This window comes from Henriciella aquimarina, assembly GCF_002088975.1.
Lineage (GTDB): Bacteria > Pseudomonadota > Alphaproteobacteria > Caulobacterales > Hyphomonadaceae > Henriciella > Henriciella aquimarina.
In genome coordinates this window covers 1-19,164 of record NZ_NCST01000098.1, presented here as the reverse complement: position 1 = coordinate 19,164, position 19,164 = coordinate 1, and the positions used below count along the sequence as shown (strand labels likewise).

Genomic DNA, 19,164 nt, shown 5'->3' with positions numbered 1-19,164 from the left:
AGAGACGACGACTTATGCCATCCGTCACGGCATCCCCTCGACCGGACACACCCGCAAACGCAGGCTCTTCGGGCCATTGTTGACCAGATCAAAATACTTGTACTAAACATCCCGGATGCGGCGGCATTCGGGCTATCTAGATGAATTGGGCGGTGGAATGTCACAACGATGTTTTGCCCATACGAAGCGAGGGTCGCAAAGTGAAGCTTGAAGGCAGGGTCGCGTTGGTCACAGGAGTTAGTCCTAATATTGGAGGAGGCATTGTCGAGGAACTCTGGGCGGAAGGCGCCCATATCGCGGCGGTCGATGCTGATGCCGCCAACGCGAATGATTGCGCAAATTACATCTCTCGAAACGGGGGGCAGTCCCTCGCGATTGTCTGCGACGTTACCGACGAGACTCAGGTATCACAAGCTGTCGATCAGACCATTAAACACTTTGGTCAGATTGATATCCTGGTAAACAACGCGGCCTTCTTTAACCAGAAAGGCATTCTCGAGATGAGTTATGCCGAATGGCAGAGTCAAACCGGCGTAATCCTCGACGGTGCGTTCCTGTTTACCAAGTATACGGCCGCATCGATGATCGACGCAGGCAGACGAGGCAGCATCATCAACATTATTTCAACAGCGGGGCATCAGGGGCAGCCGGGGAATGTCGCATATTCGACAGCCAAAATGGGACTGATGAACTTTACAAATTCTGTTGCAATGGAACTGGCTTCGTATGGTATTCGTGTAAATAGTCTTACACCAACAGCAACGGACCCGGGCGAATCAATCGAGCGCGGAAAACGATGGGGCCGTGATGTCTCTGCGAATGCTGAACTTGGCAGGATCTTCGCCGAGTTTGCCAATCACATTCCTCTGCAGAAATTGCCCCGGCCGAGCGACTACGGCAAGGCTGCGGTCTTTCTTGCTTCGGACGACGCAGAAATGATTACAGGCACGGACCTGCGTGTCGACGCCGGTGCGGTGTCCAAGTACTGGGCATGGGATCCAGCCAAATGACGCGATTGGCCTGGAAGCCAGTGTCCCTCGGCGATTGAGAGGGCTTAAGTCTGGCGCATTAACCGCCCCGCTGTCTATACATCGCATAGGTTCTGAACGCGCCAACAAGCAGTCGGCCATCAATTTTCGAGCGAAACCCGTTCGAAATGATGTGTCGGTGCGGCTAATCTACAACAGCGTAAAACATTTGTTCCAACTTTTGGGGAGGCGGGTTGCTCGTGCGCACCCGCCACTGCTAAGTGTTCTGCTCGCCCATCAATGATAATAGAGCCCAAGGGAGGGACTGGAATATGAAACAGAGTAATAATTCGTCGCTAGGAAAATCCGCTGCGTCGATCCTGGTTCTCGGTTTTTTGGCGACCGATCTCGTTGCTGTCGCGCAGGAATCCGAGGCAGGGGCGGCGCCCGTCGCCGACCAGGCTGGCGAGACGGAGGATGAGAGCACAGATGAAACCAGGCAACTCGGCGTCGTCTATGTCAGCGCCCGGAAGCGCCAAGAGCGCGAAATCGACGTGCCCGTGGCAATTACTGCCCTGCCGGCTCTGGAGATTGACCAGCGAGGTCTGAGCAATCTCACCGAGTTGTCGACGGCTGTGCCGGAATTGCGCATATCGGACAACACGATCACATACGGCGGAAATTTGGCTATGCGGGGGATTTCCAGTGCAACGTCGACCGCCTCGGTTGACCAGGCCGTCACGGTAAATATCGATGGTGTTCCCGTATCCTATGCCGGGATCATTAAGCTGGGGCAGTTCGATCTCGGGCAGGTCGAGGTTCTCAAGGGACCTCAGGCGCTGTACTTCGGCAAGAATTCGACGGGCGGCATTATATCACTCACCTCGGCAGCCCCGACCGAAGAGTTCGACTATCGAGTTCGAGGCGAATATGAGATCGAATCCCGTCAGTACGCGGCTGAATCATTCATTTCCGGCCCCTTGGCCGAAGGGGTGCTCGGTCGGCTTGCTGTACGCTATTCAGACAGCGAAGGCTGGATCGAGAACGAGGTTCCCGATCCTTCAGTGGTGCCGGGCGCTATTCTGCCTGAGAATGATCGGGGGCCAGCCACGCGGGAATTTCTGGCGAAGGGCAGCTTGTTTATCGAGCCTAGCTCGGATTTCTCACTGAAGCTTATCGGCGGTTATAGTGATACGGAAACCGACGGAAATTATATCACCTCACAGCGCATTTATTGTCCCAATGGCCAGGCGCAGGGACCGTTCGGCTATCCGGGGCAGAATTGCGAGCTGGATGGGGTTACGACGCACTCCGACTTGCCTCCAAGCTATGCCGATATCGATTCCCGGTTTCCTTCGGACGGCGTTCCATACACCAATACCGAACAGCAAGTGCTGGTTGCCGATCTAGACTATCAGGTCACAGACGACATTTCATTCAATTCCATTACGGGGTTTTACAATGTCAACCTGGATGCAGCTGATCATGTCTCGAACGGGGCCATCCCGTTTATCGCCTTTGGCTCAAGCGTCGAGAAAACGACCTATTCCCAGGAGTTCAGGCTCTCCAATGATGAGGCGAACCGCTTCAACTGGATGCTCGGCCTGTTCTTGCAGGACGATGAATTCGTTGAGAAGCAGGAAACAATCATCGGGGTTCTGACCCCGAGCGCGGATTTCCGCATCACTGGTGATACAATGTCTCCCTTTGTTCAGCTCGGATATGAGCTTACGGACAAGCTGAGTATTTCCGGCGGCGTACGGTACACGGAAGAGACCAAGCAGCAGATGATCGGGAACGGGGAGTTTGATGGCCTGTATCCTCGTGAGGTGGAATTCCAGAACTGGTCGCCGGAACTGACCCTGTCCTATGCGTTGACCCCTGATGCGAATGTGTATCTTGCCTACAAGGAGGCCTACAAGTCTGGTGGTTTCCAGACCGAGCATGTGGCCATTCCGGCGGCGCTTGCCGCAGGCACGGTGCTCGATAATTCCTTCCAGGAAGAAGAGACTGAGGGTTTCGAGATCGGGGCCAAAATGTTCCTTCTCGATCAGTCACTCCGGGTTTCTGCTGCAGCCTATCAGTTCGAATACTCAGAATTGCAGCTCAGCAGCTATGATTCGGTACTCGTGGCCACGATTATCAACAATGTTGGTGCCGCGACCACCGAAGGCATTGAGGCGGATTTCGAATATCGTCCAGCGTCTCTGGATGGACTGAGATTGAACGGTGCTGTTGCTTACAACAATGCGACCTTCGATGAATACAGCCCGGCCTGCTATAACGGCCAGACCGCCGCCATGGGCTGTGATCTCGCCACCGACACCCAGGACCTGACGGGAGAGCGGCTTCCTCGTGCTCCGGAGTGGAGTGCGACCTTCAGTGGTGCATATGAGGGGGCGATAAGTTCGGCTCTCGACTACCGTATCAATGCAGGCGTCCAGTACAGCTCCGAATATGAAGGCAATTCCGACGTCATCCCGAATTCCCAGGAAGATGGCTATGTTTCGTTTGATGCGGGCTTTGCGATCATGGACAAAGACAAGGTTTGGGAGCTGGCCTTTATTGGCCGTAATCTTTCCGATGAATACTGGATATCAAGCTCCTACCAAGTTCCCGTTACCGGCAGTGACACTACACTTTCAGACATCGCCGCAACGCACAATCGGGGCCGTCAGCTCATGCTGCGGCTAACATATCACCCGCAATAGGCCCCCGCATTGTCAAGGCAGAATAAGGGTGCCGGAGCACAGCGTCTTCGGCACCCCTCTGCCGAAGCGGTCTGACGGGCACGTCTCGTCGGGGCAGCCGAATCCGCTCTCTTTAGTACTTGTTCACCTTGGTTCCAGCACGATCCTGATCAGCGGGCGCTTGCTCGTAGCAAGACGCCGTCAGCCAGCAGACGCTATCCGGCTAGATGCATCATCATGGATGTCCTATGAGCGGGCAAAGCGATTTGCTCCAATCCAGCCACGACGTATCTCTCTACCGCTCTGATCGCGTGACGAATACCATGCGGCGGACGGTCATTCTGTCGAGCGCGCACAGGCAAGCCGGAGTCGGCGACTGAAGCTGCATTGTCAAATCGGCCCGACCTCGCGATAGTTCTTGGACAGCCATTGCTCATGACTTCGGGGGATTTGTGCCTCAGCTGCTGATCGGGTACGGATATTCCTGGGCGGGTGATTGCAGGGACTGTAGAAGGCTTGCCGTGGCGGGAAGCGGCACGCCGTCACAGGGGAGGATGGAGGGGTAAAGGCGCTCTCTCACGAACCGGGGTCGACTGAAGCGCCCAAGCAGGGTCAGCTGGCACGTTCAAAGCTCTACGCGCACGAGGTATTCATTCCACGCGCCATCGAGACTGCGCCGGCCAGCACGCTTGCTTGGCTAAGCGAACGCCTTGCCGCTGAGGAATGCAGTCACTGTTACACAGTAGCCAGTACATCCCGGGATAGGCTGAATTTTCCCTGGATTATCGTTGGGTCGTGTTCGTGGATCACGAGCTGCCCGGCCCCTTATGACCTTCCCAGTACTTGTCACGAAGAATTCGTTTGTAGAGTTTGCCGGTCGGGAGCCTCGGTAATTCTTCGGTGAAATCTATCTGGCGGGGCAATTTTATGCGTCCAAGATGTGCCAGGACGTGGGCTTGTATGTCCTCAGACAGGGCGTCTCCTGCATCCGACATACTCATCGGCTGCACGATCGCAACCAGACGCTCACCAAGGTCCGGATCCGGAGCGCCGATGACCGCGACATCGGCAACTTTCGGATGGGTGACGATCACATCTTCGATTTCCTGCGGATATATATTCACGCCACCAGAGATGATCATGAAGCTCTTGCGATCAGTCAGGTAGAGATATCCGTCCTCATCCACCCAGCCAATATCACCAAGAGTACTCCACCCCTGCTCATTGTAAGAGCTCTGTGTTTTCTTCTCGTCTTTGTGATAGCTAAATTTATTCCCACCTTCAAAATATATGAGGCCTTCACTGCGGGCAGGCAGCTCCTTGCCATCCTCAGACATTATGTGGATAGTTCCGAACTTCGCCTTCCCCACCGAGCCTTTGTGCTCCAGCCATTCGTCAGGAGTGATCATGGTCATTCCGTTGAACTCTGTGCCAGCATAGAATTCGTGTATTATAGGCCCCCACCATTCGATCATAGCCTCCTTGACTGCGACAGGGCAGGGAGCCGCCGCATGGATCACAACTTGCTGCGATGAGTGGTCGTACCTGCTCCTCACGGCGTCCGGTAGTTTCATCATGCGGATAAAATGAGTCGGAACCCATTGAGAGTGGGTCACCTTTTCGCTTTCGATCGTTTCAAGGGCACGTTGCGCGTCGAATTTCTCCATCACAATCACTGTCCCACCAACCTTCAAGGCACTCAGGCTCCAGCGCAATGCCGCCGAGTGGTACAGGGGAGCCGGGCAAAGATAGACCATACCTTCAGTGAAACCGAAGCCTGATACCGCCAGATTGGTCAGAGAATCCATTTCATCAATCCGAGCTTCAGGAAGGTCGAACTTGACCCCTTTCGGCCGGCCTGTTGTTCCAGAGGAGTAGAGCATGGGTGTGCCCATGCTCTCATCGGCAATTGGCGTCCCCGGCTGGGCGTCACGCTCGGAGAGATAATTGCGGCCAAGCTCCGCATCATCTCCATCCACGATGAACAAGATGATGTCTGACCGGTCCGCGATAATCTCCCGGGCCAGTGGGAGTGTCTTGGATGAGGCGAATAGGAGTTTAGCATCGGAATCGTCCACGATGTAACCTGCCTCGCTTGCGGAGAGGTGTGTGGAAATGCCGGTGAAATATAGCCCGGATCTTTCGGCGGAAAGCGCGATCTCGAAATAGCGTGGATGGTTTTCCAGCAGAATGGCAATGACATCGCCCCGGTGTAGCCCGCATGCCCGCATCAGGTGGGCGCATTGATTGGACTTTCTCTCCAGGTCGGCAAAAGATACCGTTTCCCCGCTGGGGACCATTCGGTAGGCGGTCTTATCCGGGTTTCGTGCAGCCTGATTATGTACGTGCAAGATCATCGATAACATTGACGCTTTAAGAAGCGGCCTCCCTTAGAACAACTATTTTACTTCTGTTTTCAGAACGCTGGCAGCCCGTCAAGGGGAGACAGCAAAAGCATCGCTTCTGGTATACATCGCTGGTCAAACGGCGGCCCAAGGCCAACTCAGTTGAAGCTCATTGCCAAGTCTACGTACCATTCCAGCGCTTTCGGCTCCCTCATCATCTGGGGGTCTGCTACGCGCTGAACTTCTTCGCCTTCGAGTAAGCGTCGCACCGGCACTTCCATGCGCTTGCCCGTCAAGGTGTAGGGAATTGCGGGGGTTCCGATGATACGGTCGGGAACATGACGCGGGCTGTTTTCCTGTCGCAGGGCGTCCCGGATTTTCTTCGTGAGCTGATCGGAAAGTCTTTCCTCAGGCTGCGTCTGCACAAAGAGGATCATTTGTTCGCCAACGCAAACGGCGAGCGAGTCGGCCACACCCGGAATTCCTTCAAGGGTCCGATAGATTTCGGCCGTGCCGATCCGAACGCCGTGCCTGTTTAGAGTGGCGTCCGACCGGCCGAAGATGTAAACGCCGCCGCGATCATTGATGAGGCAGAGATCGCCTTGCTGCCATGTACCGGGATAACTGCTGAAATAGCTGTTTCTATAGCGTTCTCCATCCTCATCGTTCCAGAACCCGATTGGCATGGACGGTGAAGGTGACCGGATCACAAGTTCGCCTGTCTCGTTTCGCAGTGTTTTGCCGCTTGGAGACCAGCAGTCCACATTAATCCCGAGGGCTCGCCCCTGAATTTCTCCAGCATAGACCGGGGCGAGTGCGACGCCGCCGGCAATCGTGCCGCAGAGGTCAGTTCCTCCGGTCTGGGATGTGACCCATAGATCCTTCGCCACATGATTGTAGAACCATTGGAACGTCTCCGGCGTCGAAGGTGCTCCTCCTAGAATTATCATTTCGAGACGTGATAGATCAAACGCGTCACCGGGACGAATGCCTTCCGCATCCATCTTATTGACTAGGCCCGGGCTCATCCCGAGCGCGGTGACGCCGGCTTCTTCTGCCATCCGCCATAAAACCGATGAGTCGGGATAAACCGGGCTTCCATCGTATATCACGATGCTCGCCCCTGTGAGCAGGGAACAAAACAATGTGTTCCACACCATCCAACTGGTGGTGGTATAGAAGAAGAGCGTCGAATTTGGCTTCAGTTCCGCAGTGAAGTGCTCCGACTTGAGGTGTTCAAGCAATATTCCCGCATGCGAGTGAATGATAGCCTTCGGAAGTCCCGTCGTACCTGAGGAGAACAGCACCCAGAGTGGATGGTCGTGAGAAACCTGCTCAAACTGGAAGTCCGCTGCAGGTGGAGGCTCATCCTTCATCAGTGACGGCCAAGTGTGCGTGCTGACGCTTTTATGCCGGACAATGTCCATCGTGTCGAAAGGCAGGAGGACCGCATGCTCAAGGCTTGGAAGGCCATCGATAATGGCTTCCAGGTTTTCGCGCCTGTCCCGGCAGGCACCATTGAACCGATAGCCGCTGCTGGCAAATATTAGTTTTGGTTCCAGCTGGCCGAAGCGGTCGATCACAGTTTTGGACCCGAACTCGGGAGAAGCCGATGCGAACACGGCGCCTATCGCTGTCGCCGCAAGAAGCGCAATCGCGGCTTCTGTGGTGTTCGGGAGATAGGATATCACACGGTCACCCGGCTTGATCCCGAGATTGCGCAGAGCCGTTGCCAGCTTGCGCACGCTCTCGCCGAGCTCCGACCACGTGATTTCCTGCATCGGCCGTTCTTCCGAGAAAGCATATATTGCCGTCTCGTCGGGCGTCCGACGCTCCTGCCGCAGAGCATGCTGTGCGAAGTTCAGCCGGGCCCCCTCGAACCAGCGGGCGCCCGGCATGTCATTTGAGGACAGGACCCGTGTGTACCGCTGCGCTGCCTCAACGTCGAAATGGTCCCATATGGCGGTCCAGAACGCTTCGATTTCCGTAACGGACCATCTCCAGAGTTCGTCATAGCTCGCGAAACGCAATCCTCGTTCTCTTTCAAGCCATGCCATGAAGCGGGCGATATTGGACTGCCTTATGCGGTTCTTTGACGGCGACCACAGAAGCTCGCCCCATTGTGGAGCTGCCTCGCCCGAACCGTTCGAGCGTTGGCTTGGGTCCGCTAGATTACTTGTCTGCAATTTCGCCACTGTGTTCTCTCCCAGCTGATAAAACGGACGTTTCTAATTATTTTTAGACCAGTTACCCGATGTAAATGCAGTCCGTAAAGGTACACTCGGAAAAGTTGCTGCATTGGAGTTTGAGCGTGTCACTTCCTGTTCCCGCCGTCCCGTTTCATCTGTCCTTCCGGACGCCGGTCGCTGCATTCATGCTGGGGGCATATTGTCGGCCGAGTCGTTCCAGAAAACTTCACCGCGACTATGTCCGCCCCTGGATGAAAATGGCTGTTGAGGTGCAGGACTCCGGACGTGAAACCGCCGGCCAAGGATTAATTGGGAGGCTGCGCTTGCGCTGTTAGTACGATTGCATTAATGTTATGGGGATCTTGCACCAGATCATATGCGTTGCGCTTTGCAGATTCCTCCCGGAAGCGCATACTTGCCGGCATCCGGGTCTATCTGAGACCCGGATGCCGGCTCTTTCTCATGACTTGAGGCGTGGAAAGGGCCGCGATGACGACGATTGAGTTTTTTTTCGACCTCTCTTCGCCTTGGACGCGTCTGGCGTTTCACAACATTCAGCCAATCGTCGCGGAAACCGGTTCGGACATTATCTGGCGCCCCTTCCTCGTTGGAGGGGTTTTCAATGCGGTCAATGACAGCATCTACCGGGCGCGCGACGGCGAAGGCGCCCGCAAGTATGAGCATCAGATGCAGTCCTTGTATGAATGGGCGGATCTGGCCGGGCTGCCGATGCGTTTTCCGACAGAGTTTCACCCTGTGAAGTCAGTCAATATCATGCGATGCTGCTGCGTGATAGAAGAAGACGAGGAAACCCTTCACCAATTCGCCTCGTCAGCCTTTCACACCTATTTTGGCGAAGGGCGGAATATCGATGATATCGATGTGATCATGCAGATCGCTGATCAATGCGGCATTGACGGGGCGGAAATTATCGCGCGAAGCAGGTCAAAGAAAATAAAGGACAGGCTTCGCGCCAATACTGACGAGGCTATTGATCGAGGTGCATACGGATCGCCGACAATGTTTGTGGCCGGGACAAGGATGTACTTTGGCAACGATCAGTTGCCGCTCGTCCGCAAGGCTTTGCAGTCTTGTTCCTGACAGTACACTCAAGGCGGGGGCTATCCGTCTTTTGCTTCCTGAAGGACCGGTGGGGTCAACAAGGTCTCGCACAAGGCGTCGATTTCAGCGTTCGTTTTGCGGGCTTCGCTGACCATCCATTCGGTTAGCGTGCCGATCGAAGGGTGCCGATTACGGCCGGTGCGAAAGTAGAGGTGGTGAGGGAGTTCCATGTCGACGCAAGTCTGGGTCGCGGGAACGAGCGTTCCGCTTTTTAGATCATCGGCGATGAAGAATAGCAACCCGAGCGCGATCCCGGCACCGCGTCTGGCAGCTTGGTAAGTCAGGCTCAAACTGTCGAATTCCAAACCCCGGTCGAATGCGGGAGGCGGAAGGCGCAATGCCTTGAAGACGGCTTCCCAGAAAGGAACTTCGCGGCGCGTATACAATAAGGGCGGAGCCTGTTCAGTGTTTAACAAGTCGAGCCTGTAGCCTCCTCTCATGGATGGGGCGATAACCGGGGTGAAGATGGTGTCGAAGAGTTCAACCTGTTGCACGCCGCTTTCGACGATATTCTGGGCGGTTACTGCAATATCCAGAGGCTCGCTCGCAAAGCTGACATCGCTGAAGGCCTGTTTCAATTGGACCGACACTTCAGGATGCAAGCTGCGGAATGTGCTGAGCCGGGGTGTGAGCCAATCCGTGGCGAGGCTCGTGAATGTACGAAGCCGGATAGGACGATGGGCGCCTCTATCGACCTCCCGGCAGGCCGCATCAAGGGTATCGAAAGCGGATACAATTGCCGTGTGAAGCGGCTTTCCCCATTGCGTTAGCACGACGCCATCATGACGGCGTTCGAACAGGTCGCAGCCGAAATAGCTTTCGAGAATTGAAACATGTCGGCTGACCGCACCGACTGATACGTGAAGATCTCGGGCGGCGGCGCTCAAGCTGCCTGTTCGACCGGTTGCTTCGAAAGCCTTGATCGCATTGAGTGGAGGCAAACTATATCGCATTGTACGCTTTCCAATAAACTGAAAGCATAATTTTGCAGAACAGGCCTGACAAGGCCTGCCGTGTTTTCACGGGGCAGGACGCTGACGCGCCCTGTTGGGGGGGCGCACAGTGACCGGCCCGCCAGGACAGCCGACGGTCGGCAGATGAGTTGATTCTGCAGGTTGATCAGACGTGGCCTGGCATTCCTCTGACACAACATCACTCAGTATAGCGCATAGCTGCTTTTGATGGAGTGTCGATTAGTCTTCGAGATGGTGCAACATGCGATAGATCCAATCGATATGAGTGGTGACCGGTAGTGGAACTCCGGATTGTCGCCCCATATCGAGCGCCATCGACAGATCTTTCAGAAGAATGTCGAGTTGCCCGGCAAGGTCCTTGCGAATGTCGGCATTGTAGAAATCCCGTAGTGCTTCGGTCAGGGTCCGTACCGGGCTGGGGTCAGCAGCAGCCAACGATCTGCCGAATTCCCGGGAAATATTCGAATCTGCGAAGCCCCCGGCAATGGCTTCCGTGATTGCAAAAGGTGTCAATCCATAGCGTGAGCCAAGAGTGGTGGCCTCGGCCAGAGCGGCGATTGTCCCGAAATTGATGACCTGGTTGCAGGCCTTCATTGCCTGGCCCGCGCCAACAGGTCCAAGATGAGTAATCTTGCTTGCATAGCACTCTAGGATAGGGCGCGCTTCGTCCAGATCGGCCTTCTGCCCGCCAACCATGGCAGCAAGGGTTCCAGCCCGCGCCCCGATCGCACCTCCGGACACCGGTGCCTCAAGATAGCGTATTGAATGCTTGGCGAGCTTCGCTTCAATCACTTCTGCTTCAGAGGGGGGGATCGTGGAATTGTCAACGATCAGCGACACGCGTCTCGGGGCGGCCTCAAGGAGGCCTCTCGATCCAAACATGACATCGTACGACGCTGCAACACTGCTGAGGCAGATAAAGACGAGGTCGCAAGCTGTCGCCAGCTCTGCAGGAGACTGCACGGCTGTCGCTCCCGCCTCAATCAGGGGCTTCATCTTTTCGGGCGTCCGGTTCCACACGCTTAGCGACCATCCGCTGCGCGCAATCCGTTCGGCCATGGGGGCGCCGATATCGCCCAGCCCTATGTATCCGACAGTCTGTCTCTTCTCAGCCATCAGGATCCTCCATTGATCGTCATGACCATGCCTGTGGTATAGGCGGAGCGTGCCGAAGCCAGAAAGGCAGCGGCATCCGCGATCTCTTTTGGCGCTGCGGCCCGACCGAATGGCAGATCCTTTACGAGATCTTCCCATCGCGAGGCATCGCCAAATTTTCTTTCTGCCTCAGCACGGAGCAACATCCTGAAGCGGTCGGTCAGGACAGGACCAGGATTGATACCGACAACACGCACGCCATCCTCAATTGCTTGCCTGGCCAGGGCGCGGGTAAACATCATCAGCGCGGCATTCCCTGTGCAGCCGGCAATGTAGTTCTCGTTTGGCTGCTCACCTGCGGCGCCAATGATGTTGATGATGACGCCGCCCGGCTTGCGAAGACGGGGGTAGAGTTCCCGCGCAAGCTCAATGTAACCGTGAACTTTCAAGTCCCACGCCGCCCGCCACGCATCGCTTGTAACGGTGACCAGGGAACCAGGTGGAATGGCACCTGCATTGTTGATGATGATGTCGACCATCTCAATGGCATTGGCAACGGTGTCGATTCCGGAGGGCGTGGAGAGGTCGGCGCTGACAGTTTCGATCTTCACCTGAAACTGCAATGAAAGCTTGGCCTTGATAGCCTGCAAATCGGTGCTGGATCTAGCGACCAGGACGAGATCGGCCCCCTCGCTTGCAAGCACCGTTGCCATGGCGAGCCCTATACCCTGAGTACTGCCTGTGATGAGGGCTCGCTTGCCGTCAAGTTCCAGGTCCATCGCCAGCTCCTTCCGGTTCGCAGCAATTTTCGATATGACCCAGTTCGGAAATTTCGCAGCGTACGATATCCCCTTGTGCCAGGAAACGTGGCGGCTCCATTGCAACGCCGACCCCACCTGGTGTTCCGGTGAAGATCAGGTCGCCCGGTTCAAGCGTCAACACCTGGGAAAGGTGTGCAATCTGGTCCCAGATCGAATAGACCAGATGACGGGTATTGGATTTCTGGCGGACGTCGCCATTGACTCGACACTGTATGTCCAGAGCATGTGGATTTTCGACAGCGGAATCAAGCGTGATCCAAGGGCCGAAAGGTGCATGGCCGTCAAAAGATTTGCCAAGCGTCCATTGCGGTGAGGCGCGCTGCCAGTCCCTCACAGAAACATCGTTGCCGACGCAATATCCGAAGACGTGATCACGTGCCTGTGCGGCATCCAAATGGCGGCATGGCTTGGCGATCACCGCGACCAGTTCGACTTCATAGTCGACCTGCGACCCGGCGCGAGGCAGGGGAATGGTGTTGTACGGATCGTTTGCTGTATTGGGCAGCTTGTTGAACCAGAGTTGTCTATCTGGCCTCGACATGCCCGTCTCCGCGATATGGTCGGCGTAATTCAGGCCGATAGCCAGAATCTTGCCCGGCCGATCAAGTGGCCGAAGCCAGTTCCCGGTCGCGACAGGTTCTGGCGCATGACCTTCTTCCAGAATCTCTCGAATGTGAGCCGACCAGTTATCCCAATCCTGAATTAACTTCAGCATGTCACTTCCCAATTCCGGAATGTGCCGGTTCAGCATGATGGCGCCTTCACCGGTTGAAATGGCCAGCTGGATGCCGTTTTCCGTCTGAACGCGCGCAAGTCTCATCTGTCGTCTCCCGGTGGTTTCAATGGCCGGTCCATACTGGCGGTCGCTTCTGCATGAAGGCCGCAATGCCTTCACGGACATCCTTGCTCTGCGCAAGCTCACCGGCCAGTTCCTGCTCGAGAGACTGCAAGGGGCCGCGCAACGAGTCGGGCTCCATCGACGCCTGGGCTAGCTGCTTGGAAAAATACAGGGCCTTGGGCGAACAGGTCAGCATCTCCCTTGCCCATCTGTATGCGCCAGCCATGACGGCTCCGGGCTCGGTGACGTCGTTCACAAGACCGAGCTGAGCCGCCTTCTCTGCCGAAATGGACTTGCCGGTCAGCAAGAGCCCCATCGCAATATGATAGGGCACGCGATGTGGGAGAATCCTCGCTCCGCCACCCAGCGCCGCGAACCCCACTTTTGGCTCCGGAAGCCCGAAGGTCGCCCGCTGGTCTGCAACGACCACGTCGCACATCATCGCAATCTCCCATCCGCCACCCAGCGCCAGTCCGTTCACCGCCGCAATCAATGGTTTATGCAGTCCCTTGCGGAGGGAAAGACCAGCCCAGCCTGATTCCGGCATGGGCTCAAAGAAATCGTCGACCAGATCATGTCCAGCGCAGAACGCCCTGTCTCCTGTTCCGGTAATGATGGCCACGCGCAACTCGTCATTATCCTGATAATCATCGAAAATAGCCGCAAGTTCAAAACACGCCGCCGCGTTAAGGCTGTTGAGCGCCTGCGGTCGGTTCAATGTAATCGTGAGAATTTGCCCACTGACTTCGCTCGTGATGAAAGTCGTGCTCATAGCCTACCTTCCGAAGGTGCCGGTTTTGTGCGTCATCTGAATGCCGGGTCGGTTAGTGCAACCGTTCTACAAAATCAAGAAGCCAATGTCCGGTCTAGTCCCCGGCTGTCTCTCTGGCAGACATCAGCGATGCGCGCTCTGGGCCACTGTTGATCACCAGTTTTAAGCCAAAAAATTACGTTAAGGCTACGCTGTGACCCTCATTATTTTGCCGGAAAAAAAAGTGGGTTTGGCTTGACTCAGCGGAAAACGAGAGCATTGGTAATACCAATGCGCGGTCAGGGGCGAAGATAGTGCGGTCGCTTTACATGACAGCTATGAGGGAGAGGCATTATGTCGAATGAGCACATCCGGTACCGGCGTTTGGGTTATCTTGCTCTGAACGTGACCGATCTGGATCAGTCGAGCGAGTTTTATGAAAGAATTGTCGGGTTGACCCCGGCAGGTAAGGCAGGGGGGTGCAGATTTTTCCGCTGCAGCGAAAAACATCACGACATTGCACTGGTTCAGGCGGATGAGCCCGGCATAAAACGGATAGGCTGGGAAATGGAAAGCCCTGAGGCGCTTGCAGCTGTTCGCTCGCGCTTCGCGAAACTCGGACTGAATCCGACACCGGTTTCCAATTCGGAAGCTGAGCTTCTGGGTATTGGCGAAGCTTTCCGTGCCTCAGACCCGGTGCTTGGGGCAACCATGGAGTTCTATGCTGCAATGGATAAGGCGAAAGCCCCTTACGTGCCGTCTCACACCAGGATTGTGCGGCTTGGCCATGTTGTTCTTGCTGGGCCGGATCTGCCGAGGGCCGAAGACTTTTTCATAAAGGAAATGAACTTTCGTGCGTCTGACCGAATTGACGGTGCAGTCGTGCATATGCGTTGTTTTCCCAATCCGCTACATCACTCGTTCGGTATCGGTCGCGCAGAAGCCCCGCAACTTCATCACGTGAATTTCATGGTAACCGACGTCGACGATATCGGCAGGGCGAATGTGCGGATGAAAAAAGAGAATGTTCCGATCGTCTATGGCCCAGGCAAGCATCCTCAGTCGGAATCGTTGTTTTTCTATTTCCTTGATCCAGATGGTATCACGCTCGAATACAGTTTTGGCATGGAAGAGTTTCCCGAAACGGGGGCGAGAGAGCCCAGACTTTTCCCACTCGAACTTGAGTCAGTCGATCATTGGGGGGGGGGAACCTGAGCCGGATTTTGCCAAGATTGGTGCAATTGAAACGGCAAGCCCTGCGAACGGGACATCTTGAGGTGCCGACCAGATTAAGACTGTAAAGTACTTTGGTTGGATGAACAGGTAGGGAGAAATTTCACATGAGGCTGGTAGATCTATGATTCGCTTGGTTGTTCTTGACGAATTGACACCAGACGGCCAGCTCGCGTAACGGCCAATCCACTGCTGCGACGTCGTTGTCGGCTGAGCAGTTGATGCCCAGCGACTGCCAGTCCATCTTTGCAGTTTTCTGTAGTTCCTGAGATTGTTGCATGGGTGGGGAACTCGGCTATTGGCTTTCGAAGTTCGATGATATCCGGGCCAAGCAGAATGCGGCCGCAATTGACGACAGGCTGCCGTGAGGTGGCTTACGGTCGATAGGCTGAAGGGGGGGGGGCGGCACACCGTCGCAGATGTTGCCAAAGCAACGTCTGGAGCTGCCGGATCCGCTCCTATCTGTCGTTATTGCCGGGCGATGGTCGACTCAGCGCGTATTGCGGCTTGCATCCTCGGTGCGATGGCACCGCCTCTGGGCAGATATTCGTCAATCTGGAAGGCCGAGACAAACGAGGTGGGCAGGCGATTGCCAGTGATGCGTCGCCTGGCCATGGGGGGTATTACAAGCGAATGGGGTGGGCTTATCCAGGACCGAGAGTCCGGATCACGGCCCCTGACAACAGCAGCGGGACGTCGATCAGGACTGATGATTGGTTTTATCTGATGAACTAAAACGATTGAACTAAAATGGCTATCATTCTATTTTTGTCGTGATAGATGTGTATATCAGTTTTCAGGCTTGTTTATAAAACGGAAAGGCAAAACCCATGGACTTCAATTTGCCGGGAGAAGATGACCCACGCCGTATTAAGGTGCAGCAATGGTTCGAGAACAACCCCAACCCGACTTACGCGCAGTTGGCGGAGCAGGGTTGGACGGCGCCCAACTGGCCCGCGCCTTGGGGGGTAGGCGCCGACGCTGAAATGCAATGGATCATCGATCAGGAGATCCTGCGCACCGGATTGGAGCTCCCATACACTATCAATGCGATCGGACTCAATCAGTGCGGGCAGTCGCTGTTAACTTACGGCACAGAGGCCCAGCGAAAGAAGTTCCTTCCTGGTGCGCTCGCCTGTGAGGAAATTTGGTGCATGCTCTTTTCAGAGCCCTCGGGCGGTTCTGATTTAGGGGCGCTGCGGACCACAGCGCGGCGTGAGGGGGATCATTACATCGTCAACGGCCACAAGATTTGGACATCCGCGGCCGACCATGCAGCAGTAGGGGTCCTTGTTGCGCGCACGGACCCTGAAAAGCCGAAGCATAAGGGACTGAGCATGTTTCTGATCGACATGAACAGTCCCGGCATTACCGTCAATCCTATTGTGGACATGACGGGAGAGAAAAACGAGTATAATGAAGTTTTCCTCGATAATGTGAAAGTTCCCGCCGACGCTCTCCTGGGGCGTGAAGGCGAAGGCTGGAAGATCGCCATGGAACAGCTTCAGACTGAACGTGTCGGCATGACAAAGCCGGGTGTGGTCTGGGGCATGGGGCCAACGGCCCGCGATCTTATGGACGGTCTCATTGCAACCGGACGTATCAGTGATCCACTTATTCGCGACGAGGCGGCAAAGGCTTATGTGGAAGGTGAGATTCTGAGGCTCCTGACCTACAGGAACATGACAAACCGCATTAACGGAAAGCCCGCGGGCTTCGAGGGGAGCGCCGGCAAGATGCTTTCTTCGCCCCATGGTCAAAGGATGGCGGACCTGGCCAAGCGGTCACAGGGCGTTGCTGGCATGATCCGCGACCCCGATGTCCTGCCGCTTCCCGACAAGAAGTGGGGCATGTTCTCCGATTGGGACTATGCCTATTGGTTCTGTCCGGCCAACACGCTCGGTGTCGGCACGCAGGAAGTATTGCTGAATGTTGTTGCCGAACGTGTGCTGGGGCTCCCCCGCGATCCTGACCCCACGGCAAAGCTGCCTTTCTTTGAAACCACAAAAACGACCGCCCGAGCGGCGGAATAGAGGCCCTAATGGATTTTGCATTAAGTAATGACCATGTTTTCCTTCAGGACTCGGCTGCCAAGTTCGTTAATGAACAGGTGGACTTGTCTCCTCTGCTCAGGCCCGGTGCTGATGTTTCGCATGCCGGATATGACAGGCTTTGGAGCCAGATCTCGGAATTAGGATGGAGTGCCATCACCGTTCCCGAAGCTTATGGTGGTCTCGGTATGAGTTACATCGACCTGATCATGATAATCGGAGAAACTGGGCGCACGTTGGCCCCGTCGCCGCTCTTCGGGACGCTCGCGGGCGCTTGGGCGATGCAGGCGGCTGGTTCGGATCGACAGAAGTCGGAATGGCTTCCTAAGCTTTCTGACGGACTGAAACTTGCGCTAGCGATGGCCAACGAAAACGGATCATACGACAGTACGGCACCAGACGTTGTGGCGGAACCGGCAAAGGAAGGTTTCAAGCTGAAGGGCGCGAAGTCATTTGTAGTCGATGCTGCATCTGCCGACGCAATTGTCGTTTCGGCCATGCTGGACGGGCGGAAGGACTTCTTCATTGTCAATTCGGGGGCGCCCGGGCTCGATGTGGAGATTCTTGAATGGCGCGATATTACGCGTCAGGTGTGTAAGATCACCCTTAGTGACGTAAACGCGGAGAGGCTTGAGGAAAGTAATGACCAGGTTTGGCCGTGGGTGCGGGACAGGCTTTATCTTGTGCTCGCAGCTGAAAGTGCTGCCGGGATAAAGGCCGTCCTGGATGACGCCGTGGACTACGCAAAGGAGCGGATTGCTTTCGGTCGTCCGATCGGCGCGTTCCAGGCGATCAAGCATCAGCTCGCAAACATTGCCGGCGTATCTGAAGCGGCTGCGGCGCTCGTGCAATATGCCGCCTGGGCGCTATCGGAGAATGACCAGCGCGCCAGCCTCGCCGCGGCGATGGCCCAGAGTTATGCGAGTGAGCAGTACAAGCAAGCGACGCACCGGAATATTCAGATTTTTGGCGCGATCGGCTTCACTTGGGAGATGAAAAACCACCTTTATTACAAGCGTGCGCGATGTAATGCCGAGCTGCTCGGTTCACCCGCTTCGCAACGAGAACAGGTTGTCCGCATTCTCGAGCACGAGGCAGCATGACACTCTGTAGCAATCGTGTAATCTTTTGGCGGGGCTGAATAGAATTGGCCCCGCCATCATTGTGAACTGCTGTCCTGAAGCTTCCTCGGGGGCCATTCTCTCTTTTGTCTTTCTGACCCAGCCCCGTAAATTCCGGCCATGAATTTGCAGAGTCCTCGACACGAAGAGGATGACAGATGCGCAAATCACGATTTTCCGAAGAACAGATCATTGGGATGATCCGGGAGCACGAAGCTGGCGTGAAGACAGCCGATATCTGCCGCAAGTACGGCATCTCGGATGCGACCTTCTACAAGTACAAGGCGAAGTTCGGCGGCATGACGGTGTCGGACGCCCGGCGGCTGAAGACGCTGGAGGAGGAGAACTCGAAGCTGAAGCGCCTCCTGGCCGATGCAATGCTGGACAATGCCGCCCTGAAGGACCTGGCGACAAAAAACTTCTGACGCCCGACGCCAAACGGAAGGCCGTGCACCACGTGATGGAAGTGCATGGCCTGTCGGAGCGTCGGGCCTGCCGGCTGGCCGATCTCGATCGGTCCACCTTCCAGTATGAAAAACGCGATGGCGGTGACGAGAAGTTGCGCCAGAGGCTACGGGAGCTGGCCGGTGAACGCCGCCGGTTCGGCTATCGCAGGCTCGGCATCCTGCTGGACCGCGAGGGCCTCAGCGCCAATCACAAGAAGATCTACCGGATCTATGCCGAGGAGGGACTGGCCGTGAAACGACGACGTGGGCGAAAGCGGGCGACAGGCACACGTTCACCCATGCTCCTGCCGGAACAGGCGAATGAGCGATGGAGCCTGGACTTCGTATCGGACGCTCTCAGCGATGGCCGCCGGTTCCGCACGCTCTGCGTGGTCGACGACTTCACCCGGGAAGCCCTGGCCGTGGTCGTCGATGTCTCCCTGTCCGGCGTGCGGGTCGCCAGGGAACTGTCCAGGCTCATCACCCGGCGGGGTGCTCCGAAGATGATCGTCTCCGACAA

The 19,164-nt window shown here is 55.9% G+C and carries 13 protein-coding genes and 1 pseudogene; 7 read left to right on the top strand and 7 right to left on the bottom strand.

Annotated features, from left to right (window positions below):
* Window positions 1-200 precede the first annotated feature (200 nt).
* On the top strand, window positions 201-1,010 hold the full coding sequence (locus tag B8784_RS15105; protein ID WP_233356173.1) for an SDR family NAD(P)-dependent oxidoreductase: 810 nt from the start codon (window positions 201-203) through the stop codon (window positions 1,008-1,010).
* A gap of 290 nt (window positions 1,011-1,300) precedes the next feature.
* Window positions 1,301-3,679, top strand: coding sequence for a TonB-dependent receptor (locus B8784_RS15100; RefSeq protein ID WP_084398749.1), 2,379 nt, complete (start codon window positions 1,301-1,303; stop codon window positions 3,677-3,679).
* Between the two features lie 785 nt (window positions 3,680-4,464).
* Here the strand turns inward: B8784_RS15100 and B8784_RS15095 are convergent.
* Window positions 4,465-6,009 (bottom strand): acyl-CoA synthetase, encoded by a 1,545-nt coding sequence (locus B8784_RS15095; RefSeq protein ID WP_407646489.1) that lies wholly within the window; start codon window positions 6,007-6,009, stop codon window positions 4,465-4,467.
* Between the two features lie 152 nt (window positions 6,010-6,161).
* Entirely contained in the window at window positions 6,162-8,198 is a 2,037-nt protein-coding gene (locus B8784_RS15090) for an acetoacetate--CoA ligase (protein WP_233356172.1), read from the bottom strand.
* Window positions 8,199-8,681: 483 nt separating this feature from the next.
* Between B8784_RS15090 and B8784_RS15085 the strand changes: the two genes are divergently transcribed.
* Window positions 8,682-9,293, top strand: coding sequence for a 2-hydroxychromene-2-carboxylate isomerase (locus B8784_RS15085; RefSeq protein ID WP_084398748.1), 612 nt, complete (start codon window positions 8,682-8,684; stop codon window positions 9,291-9,293).
* A 20-nt stretch (window positions 9,294-9,313) separates the two neighbouring features.
* Here the strand turns inward: B8784_RS15085 and B8784_RS15080 are convergent, their stop codons facing one another.
* The 5 genes from B8784_RS15080 to B8784_RS15060 all read right to left on the bottom strand — a co-directional run bounded on the left by B8784_RS15080 (window position 9,314) and on the right by B8784_RS15060 (window position 13,814).
* A complete protein-coding gene (locus B8784_RS15080) occupies window positions 9,314-10,267 on the bottom strand; it encodes a LysR substrate-binding domain-containing protein (RefSeq protein WP_084398747.1) in 954 nt (317 codons plus the stop codon).
* Between the two features lie 240 nt (window positions 10,268-10,507).
* Entirely contained in the window at window positions 10,508-11,404 is an 897-nt protein-coding gene (locus B8784_RS15075; protein ID WP_084398746.1) for an NAD(P)-dependent oxidoreductase, read from the bottom strand.
* Window positions 11,404-12,162: a short-chain dehydrogenase/reductase gene (locus tag B8784_RS15070; protein ID WP_084398745.1), complete on the bottom strand. Its 759-nt coding sequence runs from the start codon at window positions 12,160-12,162 to the stop codon at window positions 11,404-11,406. Before B8784_RS15070 ends, B8784_RS15075 begins: the two co-directional genes overlap by 1 nt.
* Complete coding sequence (locus tag B8784_RS15065) at window positions 12,146-13,024, bottom strand: fumarylacetoacetate hydrolase family protein (RefSeq protein WP_084398744.1); 879 nt, start codon at window positions 13,022-13,024, stop codon at window positions 12,146-12,148. Before B8784_RS15065 ends, B8784_RS15070 begins: the two co-directional genes overlap by 17 nt.
* Before the next feature lie 19 nt (window positions 13,025-13,043).
* Window positions 13,044-13,814 carry an enoyl-CoA hydratase-related protein gene (locus B8784_RS15060; RefSeq protein ID WP_084398743.1) on the bottom strand — a complete coding sequence of 257 codons (771 nt, stop codon included), beginning with the start codon at window positions 13,812-13,814 and terminating at the stop codon, window positions 13,044-13,046.
* Window positions 13,815-14,147: 333 nt separating this feature from the next.
* Between B8784_RS15060 and B8784_RS15055 the strand changes: the two genes are divergently transcribed.
* The 4 genes and pseudogenes from B8784_RS15055 to B8784_RS22005 all read left to right on the top strand — a co-directional run.
* Window positions 14,148-15,008, top strand: a complete 861-nt coding sequence (locus B8784_RS15055) for a VOC family protein (RefSeq protein ID WP_233356171.1) — start codon at window positions 14,148-14,150, stop codon at window positions 15,006-15,008.
* A gap of 848 nt (window positions 15,009-15,856) precedes the next feature.
* Window positions 15,857-17,059 carry an acyl-CoA dehydrogenase family protein gene (locus B8784_RS15050; protein WP_084398742.1) on the top strand — a complete coding sequence of 401 codons (1,203 nt, stop codon included), beginning with the start codon at window positions 15,857-15,859 and terminating at the stop codon, window positions 17,057-17,059.
* Window positions 17,060-17,067: 8 nt separating this feature from the next.
* Complete coding sequence (locus B8784_RS15045) at window positions 17,068-18,180, top strand: acyl-CoA dehydrogenase family protein (protein WP_084398741.1); 1,113 nt, start codon at window positions 17,068-17,070, stop codon at window positions 18,178-18,180.
* A gap of 176 nt (window positions 18,181-18,356) precedes the next feature.
* Window positions 18,357-19,164, top strand: a pseudogene (locus B8784_RS22005) (IS3 family transposase); the annotation flags it as partial.